At 42.8% G+C, this 16428-nt stretch carries 13 protein-coding genes; 3 read left to right on the top strand and 10 right to left on the bottom strand.

Annotated elements, in window-relative coordinates; translation table 11 throughout:
* Positions 1-12: 12 nt before the first annotated feature.
* From mshL to ACHUGF_RS03115, 9 genes are all read right to left on the bottom strand, one after another.
* Positions 13-1683 carry a pilus (MSHA type) biogenesis protein MshL gene (gene mshL, locus ACHUGF_RS03155; protein WP_394129329.1) on the bottom strand — a complete coding sequence of 557 codons (1671 nt, stop codon included), beginning with the start codon at positions 1681-1683 and terminating at the stop codon, positions 13-15.
* A gap of 13 nt (positions 1684-1696) precedes the next feature.
* A complete protein-coding gene (locus tag ACHUGF_RS03150) occupies positions 1697-2020 on the bottom strand; it encodes an MSHA biogenesis protein MshK (RefSeq protein ID WP_394129328.1) in 324 nt (107 codons plus the stop codon).
* Entirely contained in the window at positions 2001-2657 is a 657-nt protein-coding gene (gene pilO / locus ACHUGF_RS03145; protein ID WP_394129327.1) for a type 4a pilus biogenesis protein PilO, read from the bottom strand. The genes ACHUGF_RS03150 and pilO overlap by 20 nt, the downstream gene beginning before the upstream one ends.
* Positions 2654-3256, bottom strand: coding sequence for a PilN domain-containing protein (locus ACHUGF_RS03140; RefSeq protein ID WP_394129326.1), 603 nt, complete (start codon positions 3254-3256; stop codon positions 2654-2656). The genes pilO and ACHUGF_RS03140 overlap by 4 nt, the downstream gene beginning before the upstream one ends.
* Positions 3256-4146, bottom strand: a complete 891-nt coding sequence (locus ACHUGF_RS03135) for a biogenesis protein MshI (protein ID WP_394129325.1) — start codon at positions 4144-4146, stop codon at positions 3256-3258. The genes ACHUGF_RS03140 and ACHUGF_RS03135 overlap by 1 nt, the downstream gene beginning before the upstream one ends.
* Before the next feature lie 355 nt (positions 4147-4501).
* Positions 4502-6400 (bottom strand): RNase E specificity factor CsrD, encoded by a 1899-nt coding sequence (csrD, locus tag ACHUGF_RS03130; protein WP_394129324.1) that lies wholly within the window; start codon positions 6398-6400, stop codon positions 4502-4504.
* A 260-nt stretch (positions 6401-6660) separates the two neighbouring features.
* Positions 6661-7908 carry a malic enzyme-like NAD(P)-binding protein gene (locus ACHUGF_RS03125; protein ID WP_394129323.1) on the bottom strand — a complete coding sequence of 416 codons (1248 nt, stop codon included), beginning with the start codon at positions 7906-7908 and terminating at the stop codon, positions 6661-6663.
* A 707-nt stretch (positions 7909-8615) separates the two neighbouring features.
* Positions 8616-8828, bottom strand: a complete 213-nt coding sequence (rpmE, locus tag ACHUGF_RS03120; RefSeq protein ID WP_153665631.1) for a 50S ribosomal protein L31 — start codon at positions 8826-8828, stop codon at positions 8616-8618.
* 304 nt (positions 8829-9132) lie between these two features.
* Positions 9133-10482 carry a FimV/HubP family polar landmark protein gene (locus ACHUGF_RS03115; RefSeq protein ID WP_394129322.1) on the bottom strand — a complete coding sequence of 450 codons (1350 nt, stop codon included), beginning with the start codon at positions 10480-10482 and terminating at the stop codon, positions 9133-9135.
* Positions 10483-10892: 410 nt separating this feature from the next.
* On the opposite strand from ACHUGF_RS03115, the gene priA reads away from it, so the two are divergent.
* From priA to ACHUGF_RS03100, 3 genes are all read left to right on the top strand, one after another.
* Positions 10893-13082 (top strand): primosomal protein N', encoded by a 2190-nt coding sequence (priA, locus tag ACHUGF_RS03110; RefSeq protein WP_394129321.1) that lies wholly within the window; start codon positions 10893-10895, stop codon positions 13080-13082.
* A 175-nt stretch (positions 13083-13257) separates the two neighbouring features.
* Complete coding sequence (gene argS / locus ACHUGF_RS03105; RefSeq protein ID WP_394129320.1) at positions 13258-15003, top strand: arginine--tRNA ligase; 1746 nt, start codon at positions 13258-13260, stop codon at positions 15001-15003.
* A 2-nt stretch (positions 15004-15005) separates the two neighbouring features.
* Positions 15006-15584, top strand: coding sequence for an SPOR domain-containing protein (locus ACHUGF_RS03100; protein WP_394129319.1), 579 nt, complete (start codon positions 15006-15008; stop codon positions 15582-15584).
* Positions 15585-16015: 431 nt separating this feature from the next.
* Here ACHUGF_RS03100 and ACHUGF_RS03095 read toward each other — a convergent pair whose 3' ends face one another.
* On the bottom strand, positions 16016-16159 hold the full coding sequence (locus ACHUGF_RS03095; protein ID WP_394129318.1) for a hypothetical protein: 144 nt from the start codon (positions 16157-16159) through the stop codon (positions 16016-16018).
* Between the last annotated feature and the right edge of the window lie 269 nt (positions 16160-16428).

The following is a 16428-nucleotide window of genomic DNA, read 5'->3' as shown; positions in this document are numbered from 1 at the left end:
TTTTCAATTACCTTATTGCTTTTCAGGGTACCAGCGGTCGATTAACTTTTGAGAACGTTGTAGCTCTGTTGCCCAGGTGCCATCTCCCACTACTGTCGGCTTGAGCATAATGATCAACTCTGTTTTAGTGGTTGAACGGCTGCGGTTAGTAAATGCTTCACCAACAAATGGGATATCACCTAGCAGAGGCACTTTTGACACCACTTCAATATTATCGCTCTTCATCAAGCCACCAATAACGACTACATCACCCGATGAAGCTTTAATCACGGTATCGGACTCACGAATTTCGCTTTGCGCTAATGGCAGTTGCAAGGTTGAGTCACTGACTTTAATTTCCTTAATTTGTTCCTGTACATTAATCACTGATGGGTGCACGTGAAGTAGCACATTGCCCTCATCATCAATTTGCGGCGTTACATCTAACGCAATACCAGAGAAAAATGGCGTAAGCTCAACTTGTGGAGTGGTCACGGGGGTGGTACCTGCTACGGTAGTTGAAGATACATCAGTAACAAAGTACTCATCATTACCCACTTTAATCACGGCTTTTTGGTTATTTGATGCTGTCACACGCGGACTAGAGAGTACATCTACGTCCCCTTGCGTATCAAGCAAACTGATCATGGTGTTAAAGTCACTGCCTGAAACACTAATAGAGGTTACCCCACCAATCACATTGGTAATGGCATCACTTAAGCCTGTACTCGGTGATGTGCCAAATTCGACATTTGTGCTGCCAATATGGCCAACGACACTATCCCACTGAATACCTTGCTGATAGCCATCAGACAATGTCACTTCTAAAATCTTGGCCTCTAATATCACTTGTCGTTGCAGGTGGGTTTCGGCTTTTTTAATAAAATTGCGAACTTGACGTAGCTCGTTAGGATACGCTCTGATAGTCACTAATCCAGCTTGTGGAGTCACGACCACTTGGCGGCCATCACCAGTTTTACCAATAATGGACGATAAGGTACCTTCTAACTCACCCCAAAAATCCGTTTTGGTTTTAGAGCGGATAAAAGTGCCGTTATTATTATCACCACTATTATTGTTGTTACTGTCGCTGCTGTTGCTACTATTGTTACTAAAACCGCTTGAGCTTGAGCTGCTATTGCTTGAATTACTGTTGTTATTGTTATCAGAAATGCGGCCTGAACTCACTGAGGTTAGCGACAACCCCTCACGTTGCATATACAAATAGTTCAACGGGAATGTTTCGGTGCGCATGCCTGCTGGGAAGACTCGCAACACGCGACCTTCACGGCTAACTTCATAGCCGTAAATATCTTCAACAACTTGAATTGCTTCTGATAGTGTCACACCTTTTAGTGATAAAGAAATGGTACCTTGCACGTCAGGGTGAACAGCCACACTTAAAGGTGAGCCTTTGACTAAGCTCGGGAAAAATACCTTCGCATCAACATCACTGGCTGCCACATCAAAACGTCGTTCAGCTGGGCGGGTAGGCACTGCAATATTGCGACTACTATTTAACTCACGCTGCACATCGGCAGGCATAACCGCTGGCGGTGGTGTGACTGATTTTTGCTGCTGATTTGCTGCTAAAGAGCGGCTGAGTACTTCCTTAGATGTTGATGGGTTCGGCCTATCATTTGGGATCTGACACGCCACTAAAAACAGAGAAACAAATGGGGTTAACAATTTTGCTGCTTTCATTATATTGATATTCCTATTTCCCTGTAATCGACTTAAATAGCTGTAATTTACTGCCATCGGTGAAATTGACATAGTTTTGTCCGATATAAGCTATTTTGCGTCCCTGAATGACGTCACCTGTCGTTAAAATTTTATTATTTATCACTGCGACTTTTTCAACGCCATTGACGATACTGTTTAGGACTAATGCCTCATTAACAACCACAGAAGTTGAACTCACGCGCGCACCGCTACCCGGCATGGTAGGGTCTCGTAACTGTTTTGCTTGTATCATTGACGACATTAGCACTAAGCCTGTCGCTATGACTACGCTGAATCTAATGCTGATTGGCGACACCGATAAAATCCTTATTAATACTGAGCGTGTACAATTGCAGTGTTATTTTCCCTTTAGGGTACGCATCTACCTGATAATCCATACTTTGCCAAAAAAGCTTATCAGGCATACTTTCCACTGCCTGTATAAATTTTAAAATGTCGAAATAACTGCCTGTTAAGGTTAATTCAATGCCATGACTATATAAGTTCATTTTCTCTTGCTCACCCACTTGAATAAGCGGTGTAGGAGCAATTGAGGTAAATGACTCTAACGTGACACCTTGTACATTCGATAGTAGGTTTGCCAACATACTCGGCATATGACTGGCCGGCACCATATCAACCATTTGCTCACCCAACTCGGCATCAACCTTGGCAATTTGTTCCACTATCAGTGCTAGACGTTGTCGATAGTCTTCATCGATATCTTTAGCCAGCTGCTGTTGATACAGTGCAATTTGTTGCTCAGCTATACTGTTTTCGTATGTAATCGATTTAAGTTGTTTTTTCGTCTGACTTAATGCATTCCACTGGCTCTCAAGCAACGTCATAGCCAACATGCCCACCGCAATCATTACGACCAAAGCAATCAGACCACGTTCACGCTGTGTGAGCGGGTTAAACTTACTTTCAAGTGCTAGCCATTGTGACTTCATTTACCAGCCTCCACTAGCTCTACTTGGCTGGTCAAGGTAAACGCCAATGGTTGGTCATCACCACGATTCATTGTCATCGAAGCAAATGAGTAACCCTGCAAAGTTTGTGTTGTTTTCAAGCGTTCAATCCACAGAGGGATACTTTGCGCACTTGAGCCAAAGCCCGCAAAACTGTATTGCCCTTTTGCAACATAGATTTGACTCAACCAAACAGAATCATCTGCGGCTTGCGCTAAATCAACTAACAAGGGTGAATAACCTCGGCTAATCATATCTTTTCGCGCACTTAACTCGACCTTCAACAGGCGTTTTATCTCTAACCTTTTTTGCTCTAGTTCAACCTTGGCGACTAAATCAGCATTCGGTTTACGCGCAGCTATTTGCGCTTCTAATTGCGCCTTTTTCATGTCTAAACTTTCTTTTTCAGCAGCCACTTGTGTTCTTTGCTGCTCGTAACTCGATTGCTGCCAAAGCATCAGTGATAAACAAATGGCACATATTGCCACAACCGCAACGGTAAACATCACCAAACGTTTCAGCGATAAACGTAGCTTGGGCGGTAATAAATTGGCTGAATATAAATTAATCCGAGTTTTCATTAGGCTGCGTCACCTCGTGATAATTCTTTACGGGCCAACATTGCCATGAATCCAGCAACACCTTGATGCTCAACCGCCTGTACTTTTTGATTAAAGTTTGCAGAAATTAACTGTGCAAGGGTGTCAGATTCACCATCGGTTAATACTGAAATAGACGCCACTGGCGCCTGACGTAACTGGCTTTCAAAGTAATCCATTGAACGTTGAATTTCCAAGCTCAAATTATCAGCCATGCCATAACTTAACTCTTCAGCTTTTGCTTTATCTAATTGAGCAAAGCCGCGCACTCGACGCTGCATTAATAATTCACCGGCTTTCACAACCGTGAGCAATAACTCTTCATCAGGCAAATGGACGACAATCAAATGCGCCATTGCATCATCAGAAAATAATTGGTCAAACATCAATTCTTCAACACTGATCCCAGCAACAGTTAACCCCAATTCATCACACGCAGTGGCTAACTTGACGAGTAATGGCTTGCTGGCAATCACCACATTGACCTTATTCGCCACTGACACACTTGTTTCAAAATAATCTAATTGAATATCAGTGACAGGCTCTGACACCATGTCTTTCACTTGCCAAATTAACGCTTGGTTAATTTCAGCCTCATCGACATTAGGTTTATCTGCTTGGAGTAACTGGTAATGGCTAGCACCTAGGACAAATTGGATTTCAGCAGCGCCAAACTGCTGTTTTATCGCGCTTAGCGCTGCATTTAAGTTTTGTTCTTCGAATGGAAAACTTTCAACGGTAGGCTTGTCAGTCTCAGCGGATTGAGGCATTTGAAACACCCATAATGCTTGTGCAGCAAGGTACACACCCAATTGCCCTGACTGGGTTGTCGACTGCCAAAAAGCTAACTTACTGAAAAAGCTTTTGCTCATTATGGATTCCATTTCAAAATTTTTTACTGTGAATAATTCGTTCACAATACCGAAACAGTCAAAACGACTTCATCGCCAATGCTTGAGCATTGTTTATACCGATATTATGCAATTTTTAACCCACGCTATGAGTCAAAAAAGTGTCATTGACATAATAATCGCTAATTGATTAATTTTATAGACAATATATTTATTTTTGTGCACAGCACTTAAGATAGAATGCTAACTTAAGTTACACAAGTTTTACATTGATTTAAGCTGTAACACTTTGCATAAGTAACCCAGCATCAACTCGCTCATTAAGTTTCAACATTTGATCAATGATAAGCTTATGTAAATACATGTAGTTACTCTGTTATTTCGCTTCCTGCGCAGAACCAAACAATTCTCCTTGAGCAGCGCTGACACCTAGAATTTTCAACGTTTGCCATTCTTCAAACGAACCGACCCCTTCAGCCATCACTTGCACCTTAGCCCGATGTAAACCACCGATAAGACTGCGTACAAACAATTGGTTTTCAGGACGTTGATGGATATTTCGTACAATCGAGCGATGCAACTTCACTAAATCAAAGTGATACTCTTGTATATAATGCGTGCCCACCACCTGCTGGCCGACGTTGTCGACACATAACCGAGCACCCATTTTGACTAACATATTTAAGTTAGCCACCAAGGTGGGATTATTCTGATTTTTCACGATAATATCTTCGGAGACTTCAAATATTAACCGAGCAGCCAGAGGCCTATGTTCAAGTAAGGTGGGTTTAAGCCAACGAACAAATGCACGGCTCGTTAAACTATCTAAACTCAAATTCACGCAGTAAGTCATTTGGTTATTCTGCATCAAAGACTTCATAACCTGCGTTAATACCTGCCGTTCAATTTGCGGCATTAAACCACACTTATTGGCCATCGGAATAAATAATGTGGCTCGAATTTCATTATGGGCATTGTCTCGTACACGGGTAAAAATTTCGCGGTACAACAAGTTATCATCACTATCGAAAATAGGCTGTTGCAACGGATAAAAGCGCTTTGCCACCAATGAGTTTTCTAAGAAGCTGCGCCACCTAACAGAGCCTTTAGCGACTTCACTGTCTAAAATACCTTTGTCATACATAAACCAGGTGTTATTTCGCTGTAACTGCGCCGCTTTAAGGGCCATTTCAGCTTCTTCAATTAATTGCGGTGTTTCATCACCGCCTTTATAAAAGGCTGCGCCAATATGCAGGTAATTGTCTTCCTCAAGCACATCCACGGGTATCGCGAGGCAGTTATTTAACAAGCGATTAATGAGTACGTCAGCTTCAGCAAGGGAGACTTGGGGCACTACCACTGCAATTTGTTGTGTCTGCCTACGCGCAATAAAGCTGTCAGGGAAATCACTGATTAAATGCTGAATCGCACTGGCTAAGTCACTAACATATTTAACTAATGACGCTTTATCTGCTTCTAACTCTTCAAACTCAATCAATAACATTACACCATGAGCAATCATCAGTTGATGATTACTTAGCGCATCGAGTCGATTCTCAAAAAAGACATGGTTTCCTATCTCAGTTTGAGGGTCCAAAAACGTGTTAGATCGAATGAACTTATCAAATCGGCCACGCTCTTTATGGGCATCCTGCAAGTCGGCTATCAATTTATTAAGGGCACGATTAATCAATCTTGGCTTGCCACCAGCATCGGCCAGTTCTGTCGCAGCTTTCAAGTCGCCATCAAGTACATACTTACTGCGCGACGCTAGTGTTTCTATGCCTTCGAGCTCTTTTGAATACCAACCGTAGCCAAACCTCACAAACAAGGCAATCGCCAGTAGACCTATCGATAAAGTTAAATACTCATACCAGCTAAACTGATGTAATGAAAAAGGCTGAGGTAAGGTAATAATCCAGTGCACATTTTCAATTTCATCAATAGAGAATTGATAAGTGCGTTTATTAAGGGAGTAATTTATGTCCGCCGTTTGATATAAATACAATAAATTTTGTTTATGGCGGATCTCAAAGTGCGATGCTTGGAATGCTTCTAACATTGGCGGCAGCCAAGTTTCCAATTCCGATAGTGTCTGCTGTTGGTAGTGACGTGAAACGATTTGATGGAGCTCTTCGACCTTTTGGTGCTGAAACTTAAAGGTCAACTGCACAAAGCTGATGCTAGCTGTGAGCAAAAAGACAAAGGCAACAGCAGCAAGAGACATAAGCCAAAAGCCGGTCAGTTTTCTCGTCAGTATTTTGGTCAATTTCATTTAATCCGCTACCCTGCAGAAATGACTTCTTATTGTGGACGGCAATTGCCAGCACGTTGTGGTAAATAATAGCCTTGATAGCAAGATACAGTCACCTGATCTCACCTAAAACAACGATTAATAATACTATTATTCAAGATGTGGCTTAAGTATACATGAAGCACATAAACAAGAATAACTCATCAAGATAATCGCTTTGATACCAAAAATAAAAAAGGGAGCAACATGCTCCCTTTGATGATGACTAGTTTATCATTACCTTACAACTCATAGTGCTCCGGTAAGGTATCAATGGCTGCGACACCTGAATCGATTGCCGCTTGTGATACAGCACGAGCCACATTCGGTAACAAACGTGGGTCCATTGGCTTAGGTAGCACGTAATCAGCCCCGAAACTTAATCCTTCTACATCAGGATAAGCGGCAACCACTTCACTTGGCACAGGTTGTTTAGCTAAATCTGCAATCGCATGTACTGCAGCAATTTTCATTTCGTCGTTAATGCAAGACGCTCTCACATCCAATGCGCCGCGGAAAATAAAGGGGAAACAAAGCACATTATTCACCTGATTAGGGTAATCACTGCGACCGGTACCCATAATTAGATCTTTACGGATGGCATGTGCGAGCTCTGGCTTGATTTCTGGATCTGGGTTTGAACAAGCAAATACCACAGGATTATCAGCCATTAGCTCGATGTCTTCAGGCTTTAATAAGTCTGCACCTGAAAGACCAAGGAAAGCATCTGCGCCTCGAATAACATCTTGCAATGTTCGCTTATCAGTGTTGTTAGCAAATAACGCTTTATATTCATTCATGTCATCGCGGCGAGTATGCAATACACCTTGGCGATCTAGCATGTAAACATTCTCACGTAGTGCACCACACTTAACAATCATGGTCATACATGCAATGGCTGCAGCACCCGCCCCCATGCACACAAACACTGACTCTTCAATTTTCTTACCTTGAATTTCCAACGCATTAATAATACCGGCCGCGGTAACAATTGCTGTACCGTGTTGGTCATCGTGGAATACAGGCACATTACAACGCGCAATTAATTCGCGCTCAATTTCAAAACACTCAGGCGCTTTAATATCTTCAAGGTTAATACCACCAAACGTATCAGAAATGGCCTCAACAGTATGAATGAAATCTTCTGTGGTACGGTGTTTGACTTCTAAATCAATAGAATCAATACCTGCAAAGCGCTTAAATAGCAGTGCCTTACCTTCCATTACAGGTTTAGAGGCTAATGGGCCTAAGTTACCCAAGCCTAAAATAGCGGTACCATTTGAGATAACAGCAACCGTATTACCTTTGTTGGTATATCGATAAGCGTTTTCAGGATCGGCTGCGATCTCACGTACTGGCTCTGCGACACCTGGACTGTAAGCCAAAGACAAATCGTGGCTAGTTTCTGCCGCTTTAGTTAATGAAACGGCGGTTTTTCCTGGGACGGGAAATTCATGGTAATCGAGAGCTTGTTGACGGAAATCTGACATCTTTAAAATATCCTGAACTGCGCAATATGAGTCTGTGAAAAAGTGAAATACTGTGCTCCGTATGATTTGTATACAATCTGGGAGCAAAATCAGGCTAACCATACGCTAGTTAGCCGGTGAGTTAAATCAAAAAATACGAGAAACTGCGCTTATCCAACCAGTGAACAACATAAAACCAGAAATATTAACTTATCTTTTTTGAGCACTTATAAATCAATAAGTTAAAAATGAAAGAAAATAACAAGATTTATCCAATTAATTGAGTTTTATTGTCAGTTTAGGTTACTTTTTTTGTACAAATAACAATATTAAACATGGAATAAAAACTATATTATTTATAACAAAAAAGTTTAAAAATTAAACAACGTCATTTGAGACTGATTAACAATAATTCGAGCAATCAAATAAACTTTCCGTTTAATCAGATTTCAATTAACGATCTCTTATCAATGTTCGCCATCCCAGCCAAATCAAACAGCGAAAAATAACGAATTGGATAATGAAATGACCACTGGAATTAGCGCGAACCGAAGCTGAAGCTGCCTGCTTCATTGAGACTATCAAGGACACATCACAGTGACAATGCGCCTGCAATTGATGCTGCTGTAAATTAACCAATAAACAATACGCCTTCTGAAGAAAGTGGTTTAGGGGCTAAAAACAAAAAAGGCGCCAAAGGCGCCTTTATTAATAATCGACTGGGTCGATTATTTTTTGCTAAGCATACCGAAACGCTTGTTGAACTTGTCAATACGACCACCAGTATCAACAACTTTCTGAGTACCAGTGTAGAATGGGTGACATGCACCACATACGTCTAAGTGTAAATCTTTACCAGCAGTAGAGTTTACTTTAATAACGTTACCACAAGTACAAGTTGCAGTGATTTCAGCGTATTCTGGGTGGATACCTGCTTTCATTGGGGTTACCTCAATTTAAGGCCATGTCGCTCTCCCAACCCGAAGTTGAGCACCACATGAAGTTATTTAACAATATGTTTTAGGCGCGAGATCATACAGTGTCTAATTCAGACAAACAAGTCTATTTTATCTTCAGCCAAAATTTATCATTTTAACCCGACAATTAGCCTGTTTTTTTAGGTTGGCCTTTGGTTTAACCTATCCACAAAAAGTGCTGATAAGCCTGTCGCTAAACTAAACCAGCAGATGCAAAAATGGCTACCTATATAATAGGCAGCCATTGTTAGATTCAGTAAGTCGTTTATTAACGCTGAGATTCTACAAGTTGTTCAAACTTGGCTTTATTGCCGATATTTTCTCGGTGATAAGTGAGCAAGTCTTCACTTGGACACTTTAAGTCAACATCAGCACGCATCTTTTGTATTTTCCGCTCAGAAAAACCTCTAGGGTTCGCATCATAAATCGCCAGCATCGCATCGAATACGCCAACCCTCCATTGCTCGCGATACATGCTGGCTAGTTGCCACAGCGTATCTTCGGGGTTACGTTCAATAATGCAATTCTCAGCCGTTAATTGCACTGGGAGTTCATCAGCCATTTGCACTAACTCATCATTTGCGAGCGCCTGCGCCATAGCATCATCCATGGCATTAATATCTGGTGCACTATCAGACACAACTGGCGCATTGTCCACTTGAGCCACAGCAGACATAGGTTGTGGTTCTGCAGATTCAAACTCAGCAGGCAACACGCTATCTTGTTCAAAGGTATCAGTTACCAACTCTTCAGCGGCCTTAGTCTCTTTGATTGGCTCAGCGTGCATGACATGGGGCTGACTCGTTTCTGTATCAATGGTTTTAGTATCAATGGTTTTAGTATCAATGGTTTTAGTATCAATGGTTTTAGTATCAATGGTTTCAGTATTTGTAATCTGTTTGCCACCAGCCACTAACGCATCGTAAGTTTGCTTGTCTGCTGTCGAATCAACAAACTGACTGAGGATCGCCTCATCAGGGCAAGTTAATCTTCTGTCGGCCATTAACCGTGTAATATCGCCACGAGTAAAGGCGCGAGGGTTCGCTTCATATATGGCTAACATGGCGCCAAATACATTGGTGCCCCACTGTTTACTATTTTTACTGGCAATGCTCCAAAGGGTATCGCCAGTGTCTCGCAGCACAATGCAGCTATCGCCGGAGGTATAAGCTTGAGCTGTCATCGTGTCAGGCTCAGCTGAAGTCGATGGCTTCATGCGCTTAATGCCTACTGGCGACTTATTATTACTGAAACTGGATTCGGAGAATACGGCAACGGGTTTATATTGCTGCCATTTAGAATGACGATATTCAGAGACTATCAATGCGGCTTTAGGGTCTTGAATGGCTTCTTTGCCTCTGAGACTCAATCTGTCGCCTTGGTACGAAATAACCTCAAGTTTTTCTAGCACAATATTGCCACTGTAAACTTGACGTAAATAGAAGTTAAGCCTTGATAGGTCCTTATGCTCAGTCGTGACGACAACACTGATAATAGGAAGGGCCCCAGCTTCAAATTGCTTGGTATCAATCCCGACATGGCTAATTTCAGCTGAAACAGGTGCAGCAGTGCTAATAGCCAGCGTAACCGCAATGGCTAACGCTGTAAGAGCTTTCATCAAATCAATCCTTTTTATGTATTCCAGTTTACCGATTTTCATTTCGACTCTCTGAATTATTTTTATTGTGATTCCATTAACTACATCGGCAAATTTCTATTAAAACAATCAGATAAATAATTGTCCAATTTGTAAATAGTCACTTAACCTGCCACAACTTTTGTAAGCTTAACTTCACGCTGATTCAATAATTTATCCTATATTGAATCAAACTTCGAGCTTAATAATGTCATCCGTTTAGATTTTAATAAAACCAAGGGCTGCCACCAGTCCAAGGTCCAATCCGACAGGGCAATTATTAATCTAATCAATGCCTCACAGCTTTTTTTGCTAGGAACTCACATCACAACTACCACTTATTCGTTGCTTAAGGTTACACTGAAGTCATTCTTCTCTATTAAGTTTATGACGTGTTTGTTGAAGTCGCGCTAGCTGTCCCGCTCAGAAAAAGTTTTACTTACCAAATCAAGCACAATGAATCTGATTCAGTGTGTATAGGTTTGCGGGTAAAAGTGCCATTTGGTCCGCAGCAACTCATTGGGTTAATCACCAAACTGAATGTCAGCACTGACTTACCCAGCAACAAAATCAAATTTGTTAACGCAATACTCGACACTGAACCGCTACTGCCTGATAACCTATATAAACTCACATTGTGGGCATCGCGTTTTTACTTTTGCAGTCAGGGGCAAATGCTCAGCCAAGCGCTCCCTGTAGCACTTAGAAAAGGGGCTGATGCATCTCCAAAAGCCGTCACCCTACTAGCACTGTCAAAAGACGGTAAACAAGTCGACACTTCAGTGTTAAAACGTGCCCCCGCTCAAAAGCGTTTATTTGAAGCTTTGCAGCAAGCGCCAATCACAATTGATGAGTTCAACGCCCTAGAATACAGCCGTGCCGCACTGACGGCATTAGAGCAAAAGCGCTGGCTTGAGCGCCAAGAAGTCCCCATTGAAATTGACCTAAGCTGGCGACAACAGCTGGAAGTCACAGAAACGCCGCACAAGCTTAATAAGCAACAAGCTGTGGCTGTGTCAGTGCTGAATCAACAACAAGGTTATCACTGCACACTATTAGAAGGCATTACCGGTTCAGGTAAAACCGAAGTCTATTTACACGTTATCGAAACCGTATTGAAACAGGGTAAACAAGCCCTAGTACTGGTACCTGAAATAGGCCTAACACCGCAAACCATTAACCGCTTTAAACGCCGCTTTAATGTGCATATTGCCGTGATCCACTCAGGGTTAACCGATAACCAACGGCTGGATGCATGGCGTCTAGCCCGCAGTGGTCAAGCAGCCATTATTATTGGTACGCGTTCGGCACTGTTCACGCCTATGGCTTACCCAGGGTTAATCATCTTAGATGAAGAGCACGATGCCAGTTTCAAGCAGCAAGAAGGGGTTCGCTACCATGCACGCGATTTAGCCGTCATGCGCGGTCACTATGAATCGATTCCCATTATTCTCGGCACTGCCACACCGTCCCTAGAGACCCTGCAAAATGCTTTAAATGGCCGCTATCATCATCTAGAGCTTGGTGAACGCGCAGGCGCAGCACAAAAAGTAAAGCAAGGCCTGATTGATATTCGCTCGCTACCGTTAAAAGCAGGTATGTCAGACTCACTGATCAATGAAATGCGCATGCATCTCGATGCAGGTAATCAGGTACTGTTATTCTTAAACCGCCGCGGCTTTGCCCCCGCACTGCTTTGCCATGAATGCGGACATTTGCACGAGTGCGACCGCTGCGACGCCTTTTTTACTGTGCATAAAGGCTTAAATGAAATTTGCTGCCACCATTGTGGCAACGAATATGCTATCCCTAAACAATGCCATCAATGTGGCAGCACCATGTTGGTGGGGCACGGATTAGGCACCGAGCAACTTGAACAACAACTCACTGAGATATTCCCTAAACACCCAGTGGTGAGGATTGACCGAGACACCACTCGCCGCAAAGGCAGTTTAGAAAAGCAATTACATGCGATTCATAAAGGTGAATACAAAATTTTAGTGGGCACGCAAATGCTAGCCAAAGGTCACCATTTCCCAGATGTTACCCTTGTGGGTTTGATTGATGTGGATGGCGCATTATTTAGCGCTGATTTTCGCGCACCTGAGCGCTTTGCCCAGCTATATACGCAAGTTTCAGGCAGAGCTGGCCGCGCAGATAAACCCGGTAAAGTATTATTACAAACCCATCAGGCAGATAACCCTATCATTCGCGATATATTACAGCATGGCTACCATCAGTTTGCCCGCAATCAACTCACTGAACGGCAACAAGCATTATTACCTCCCGCTTGGCATATGTTGTTGATCCGCGCTGAAGCACATTCTGCGCAAGATGCAGATGCATTTCTTTCCGCTGTTGCTCAGCTACTGCCACAAGATAAAGAATGTGAAGTGATAGGCCCTATCCCAGCGCCATTGGATAGAAAAGCCGGTAAGTATCGACGCCAACTGATGTTTCAAACTAAAAGCCGCTTAAGACTGCAACAAGCATTTGAGCAGGCCTTACCCTTAATTGAAGCCCTACCTGAGCAAAAGCGCTGTCGTTGGAGCATTGATAGAGATCCACAAGACTTGATGTAACAACAACACGAATAAGTACCAGCAAAAAAGTGATTTATCAGCGCATCCACAGCAAATATTGCCAAAATTGAGAGTTTTTATTCAATGCGCATAGCAATTAGACAGTATTAGCAGGTAAAATAACGGGTTCGGTCGAGTTATTCTTTTATCTACTACTTAGTGCAAATTGACGCCCATGAAATCACATATTACATCTTTACTTGAGCAAACCATTGAAACCTTTAAGCAAAAAGAGCTGATCCCAGCCGATTTTCAAGCCCGCATTCAGGTAGACCGAACTAAAGATAAAAGTCATGGGGATTTAGCAACTAACTTAGCAATGATGCTAACCAAAGTGGCTAAGAAGAATCCACGCGATATTGCCCAATTGATCATCGATAACCTACCTGAGTCTGACCACGTTGCAAAAGTGGAGATTGCAGGTCCAGGTTTCATTAACTTCTTCATTGATGACAATGCCCTAGCTAATCAGTTACAAGCAGCATTGAATGATGAACACTTAGGTATTGAGCTACCAGCTGCACAAACCATAGTCGTAGATTACTCTTCACCCAACCTTGCCAAAGAAATGCATGTAGGTCACCTGCGTTCAACCATTATTGGCGACAGTGTTGTACGTGCACTTGAGTTTTTAGGCCACAAGGTTATCCGCCAAAATCACGTTGGTGATTGGGGCACACAATTTGGTATGTTGCTGGCTTATATGGAAGAGCTGCGCGCCAATAACCAAGAGCAAGCCTCTCTTGAGTTATCTGATCTCCAAGAGTTTTACCGTGCTGCAAAAGTCCGTTTTGATGAATCGGAAGACTTTGCCACTCGTGCCCGTAAACTGGTTGTAGAGCTACAATCAGGCGAAGAATACTGCAACAGCTTATGGCGCGAATTTAATGACATCTCGCTCAGCCATTGTATGGAAATCTACCAGCGCCTTGGTGTGAGCTTAAGCCGTGAAGATGTGCGCGGTGAAAGTGCATATAACGATGACTTAGACCAAGTGGTCGCTGATTTAGCTAGCCAAGGGCTACTAACAGAAAGTAACGGCGCTAAAGTCGTGTTCCAAGACGAATTTAAAACCAAAGACGGTGAGCCACTGCCAGTAATTATTCAAAAAGCAGATGGCGGCTATTTATATGCCACAACCGATATGGCAGCGATGCGCTATCGCTCAAACGTACTCAAAGCCGATCGCGCTTTATACTTTGTTGATTTACGCCAAGCATTGCACTTCCAACAAGTGTTCAGCTTAGCGCGCCAAGCTGGCTTTGTTCGCCCAGAAATGACCTTAGAACACACAGGTTTTGGCACCATGAACGGTGAAGATGGCCGTCCATTCAAAACCCGTTCTGGCGGTGTGGTCAAATTAGTCGATTTACTGGATGAAGCCAATGTTCGTGCTTTAGAGTTAGTGCGCAGCAAAAATCCAGATATGGATGAAGCAACACTGACAGAAATTGCCCGCGTGGTTGGAATTAGCGCTGTTAAATACGCTGATCTATCAAAAAATCGTGCCAGTGATTACATCTTTAGCTTTGAGCAAATGCTGAGCTTTGAAGGCAACACTGCACCTTACCTTTTATATGCTTATACCCGTGTGGCTGGTATTTTCAAACGCGCTCAAGATGTCGACTTATCAAATGCGAAAATCGTACTAGAGCACACCAAAGAAAAAGACTTAGGCACTAAGCTTGCGCAGTTTAACGAAGTGTTAGCGCGCATGACAGATAAAGGCCAACCACATGTACTGTGCGGCTACTTATATGAGCTAGCGAGTGAGTTCTCAAGCTTTTATGAAGCCTGCCCAGTATTAGCTGCCGACACTGAAGCACAAAAGCAATCACGTTTATTGCTTGCACAGTTGACGGCAAATACGTTAAAAACAGGCTTATCATTGTTAGGTATTGAAACGCTAGAGCGCATGTAGTTATGAGTCGCGATTACGCTAACCGTAAACCAAGAAAGTCGAAAAACACTCGAGGCCGCGCTAAAAAGCCTGCCAATCGTCAGCCAATGCCGATTGTGCCCTTATTGGTGGTCATCGCCCTTGTTGTAGGGTTTGCTTACTTTTTATGGTCAATTAAAGGCAGCTCTGAAGCCCCTGTAGTGGTTGAAGAGTCTGCACCTGTGGTTGAGCCTAAAAAGCAGCCCACTAAAGTAAAGAAAGACCCTAACGAGTTGCCACCTAAGCCAGAAGAAAAATGGACTTATCAACAAGAGCTTGAAAACAAACAAGTTGAAGTTGATTTACCTGAATCTGAGATAGTGCAAGTGAAACTGTATCAAATGCAATGTGGCTCATTTAGACAAGAGTCACAAGCAGAGCAATTACGCGCCACAATCGCTTTTCAGGGCTTAGAAGCACAAGTAAAACGCACCGAAGGCAGTAATGGTCTTTGGTATAAAGTGGTATTAGGACCGTTTGAAGGTAAACGCCCAGCAGAAAGTACCCGCCATCGTTTACAACGTGCTGGGATTAATGGCTGTAAGATTTGGTTATGGCAATAGGTTTTTCCAAATTTTGTTTGGATTAATTTCTTGGGTTATTTCTAATCCTAATTTTGTTTGGCCTATTGCAATAAAGAGCTAAAATCGTGGGTTTTCAACCTACACCCGAGCAAGAGGGTATCAACAGCTATACCCTCTTGCATCTCCCAGCCGCCCATCGCGAAATTTTCACTCTTTATTGACAAGATGGCGAAAGATTTCCATATGAGAATTATCCAGCTTCTGACTTCATTTATTGTCTGCTTCGGCCACCTCTTTATTGTTAAGAGTGAAAATGCTAACGCTTCGATATAACATTGTACTCTTTCCAAACTCCGTTTGGATTAACGTCGTGGCGCTTCGCCCACACCTGAGTTAAGGGGGAAAGCGCTTGTCCCCCTTAACAATCCCTCAGCGCCCCAACCAAGTTATTCTTTCAAAGCGAATAAGCTTCATACTCCAATAAAAATACCTAACAGCTCAGATGGCACATCCATATGCCCCTGAGCTTTAACCATCATCCATGATGGTGATACGGTATTTTTACCTGCGTATTTCAGCAACTTGGAACGGGGAATGGCTGTAGACTGCAACATTGTTGAAATGGATAAACCTCATCTAGATTGTTAACTTTGTACTATTAAAGATGCGCCTGCAGGCTCAATGTATTCCCTTGGAAGTGCCCGAATGCGTTGAGTTAATTCACGTGATGGAGGCAGGTCATTCTCGTGCATCCATGCACTTCATGACATTCAGATGTCCTACCTATCGACGCCGACATAGCCTCAGATGAGCCATGGTCGCTTCTTGGTCGGGTGTGGGCGAAGCGCCACGACGTTAATTGATATTGAGTAAAGTCAAATAT

The sequence above is a fragment of the Shewanella maritima genome (assembly GCF_043643735.1).
Classification (GTDB): domain Bacteria; phylum Pseudomonadota; class Gammaproteobacteria; order Enterobacterales; family Shewanellaceae; genus Shewanella; species Shewanella maritima_A.
This window is presented reverse-complemented; position numbering and strand designations above follow the sequence as displayed.

What these genes read in the sequence shown, in the direction of transcription:
- mshL (WP_394129329.1), bottom strand. Translation starts at nt 1,683, where the DNA reads ATGAAAGCAGCAAAATTGTTAACCCCATTTGTTTCTCTGTTTTTAGTG.
- pilO (WP_394129327.1), bottom strand. Translation starts at nt 2,657, where the DNA reads ATGAAGTCACAATGGCTAGCACTTGAAAGTAAGTTTAACCCGCTCACA.
- ACHUGF_RS03140 (WP_394129326.1), bottom strand. Translation starts at nt 3,256, where the DNA reads ATGAAAACTCGGATTAATTTATATTCAGCCAATTTATTACCGCCCAAG.
- ACHUGF_RS03135 (WP_394129325.1), bottom strand. Translation starts at nt 4,146, where the DNA reads ATGAGCAAAAGCTTTTTCAGTAAGTTAGCTTTTTGGCAGTCGACAACC.
- csrD (WP_394129324.1), bottom strand. Translation starts at nt 6,400, where the DNA reads ATGAAATTGACCAAAATACTGACGAGAAAACTGACCGGCTTTTGGCTT.
- ACHUGF_RS03125 (WP_394129323.1), bottom strand. Translation starts at nt 7,908, where the DNA reads ATGTCAGATTTCCGTCAACAAGCTCTCGATTACCATGAATTTCCCGTC.
- rpmE (WP_153665631.1), bottom strand. Translation starts at nt 8,828, where the DNA reads ATGAAAGCAGGTATCCACCCAGAATACGCTGAAATCACTGCAACTTGT.
- ACHUGF_RS03115 (WP_394129322.1), bottom strand. Translation starts at nt 10,482, where the DNA reads ATGAAAGCTCTTACAGCGTTAGCCATTGCGGTTACGCTGGCTATTAGC.
- argS (WP_394129320.1), top strand. Translation starts at nt 13,258, where the DNA reads ATGAAATCACATATTACATCTTTACTTGAGCAAACCATTGAAACCTTT.
- ACHUGF_RS03100 (WP_394129319.1), top strand. Translation starts at nt 15,006, where the DNA reads ATGAGTCGCGATTACGCTAACCGTAAACCAAGAAAGTCGAAAAACACT.
- ACHUGF_RS03095 (WP_394129318.1), bottom strand. Translation starts at nt 16,159, where the DNA reads ATGTTGCAGTCTACAGCCATTCCCCGTTCCAAGTTGCTGAAATACGCA.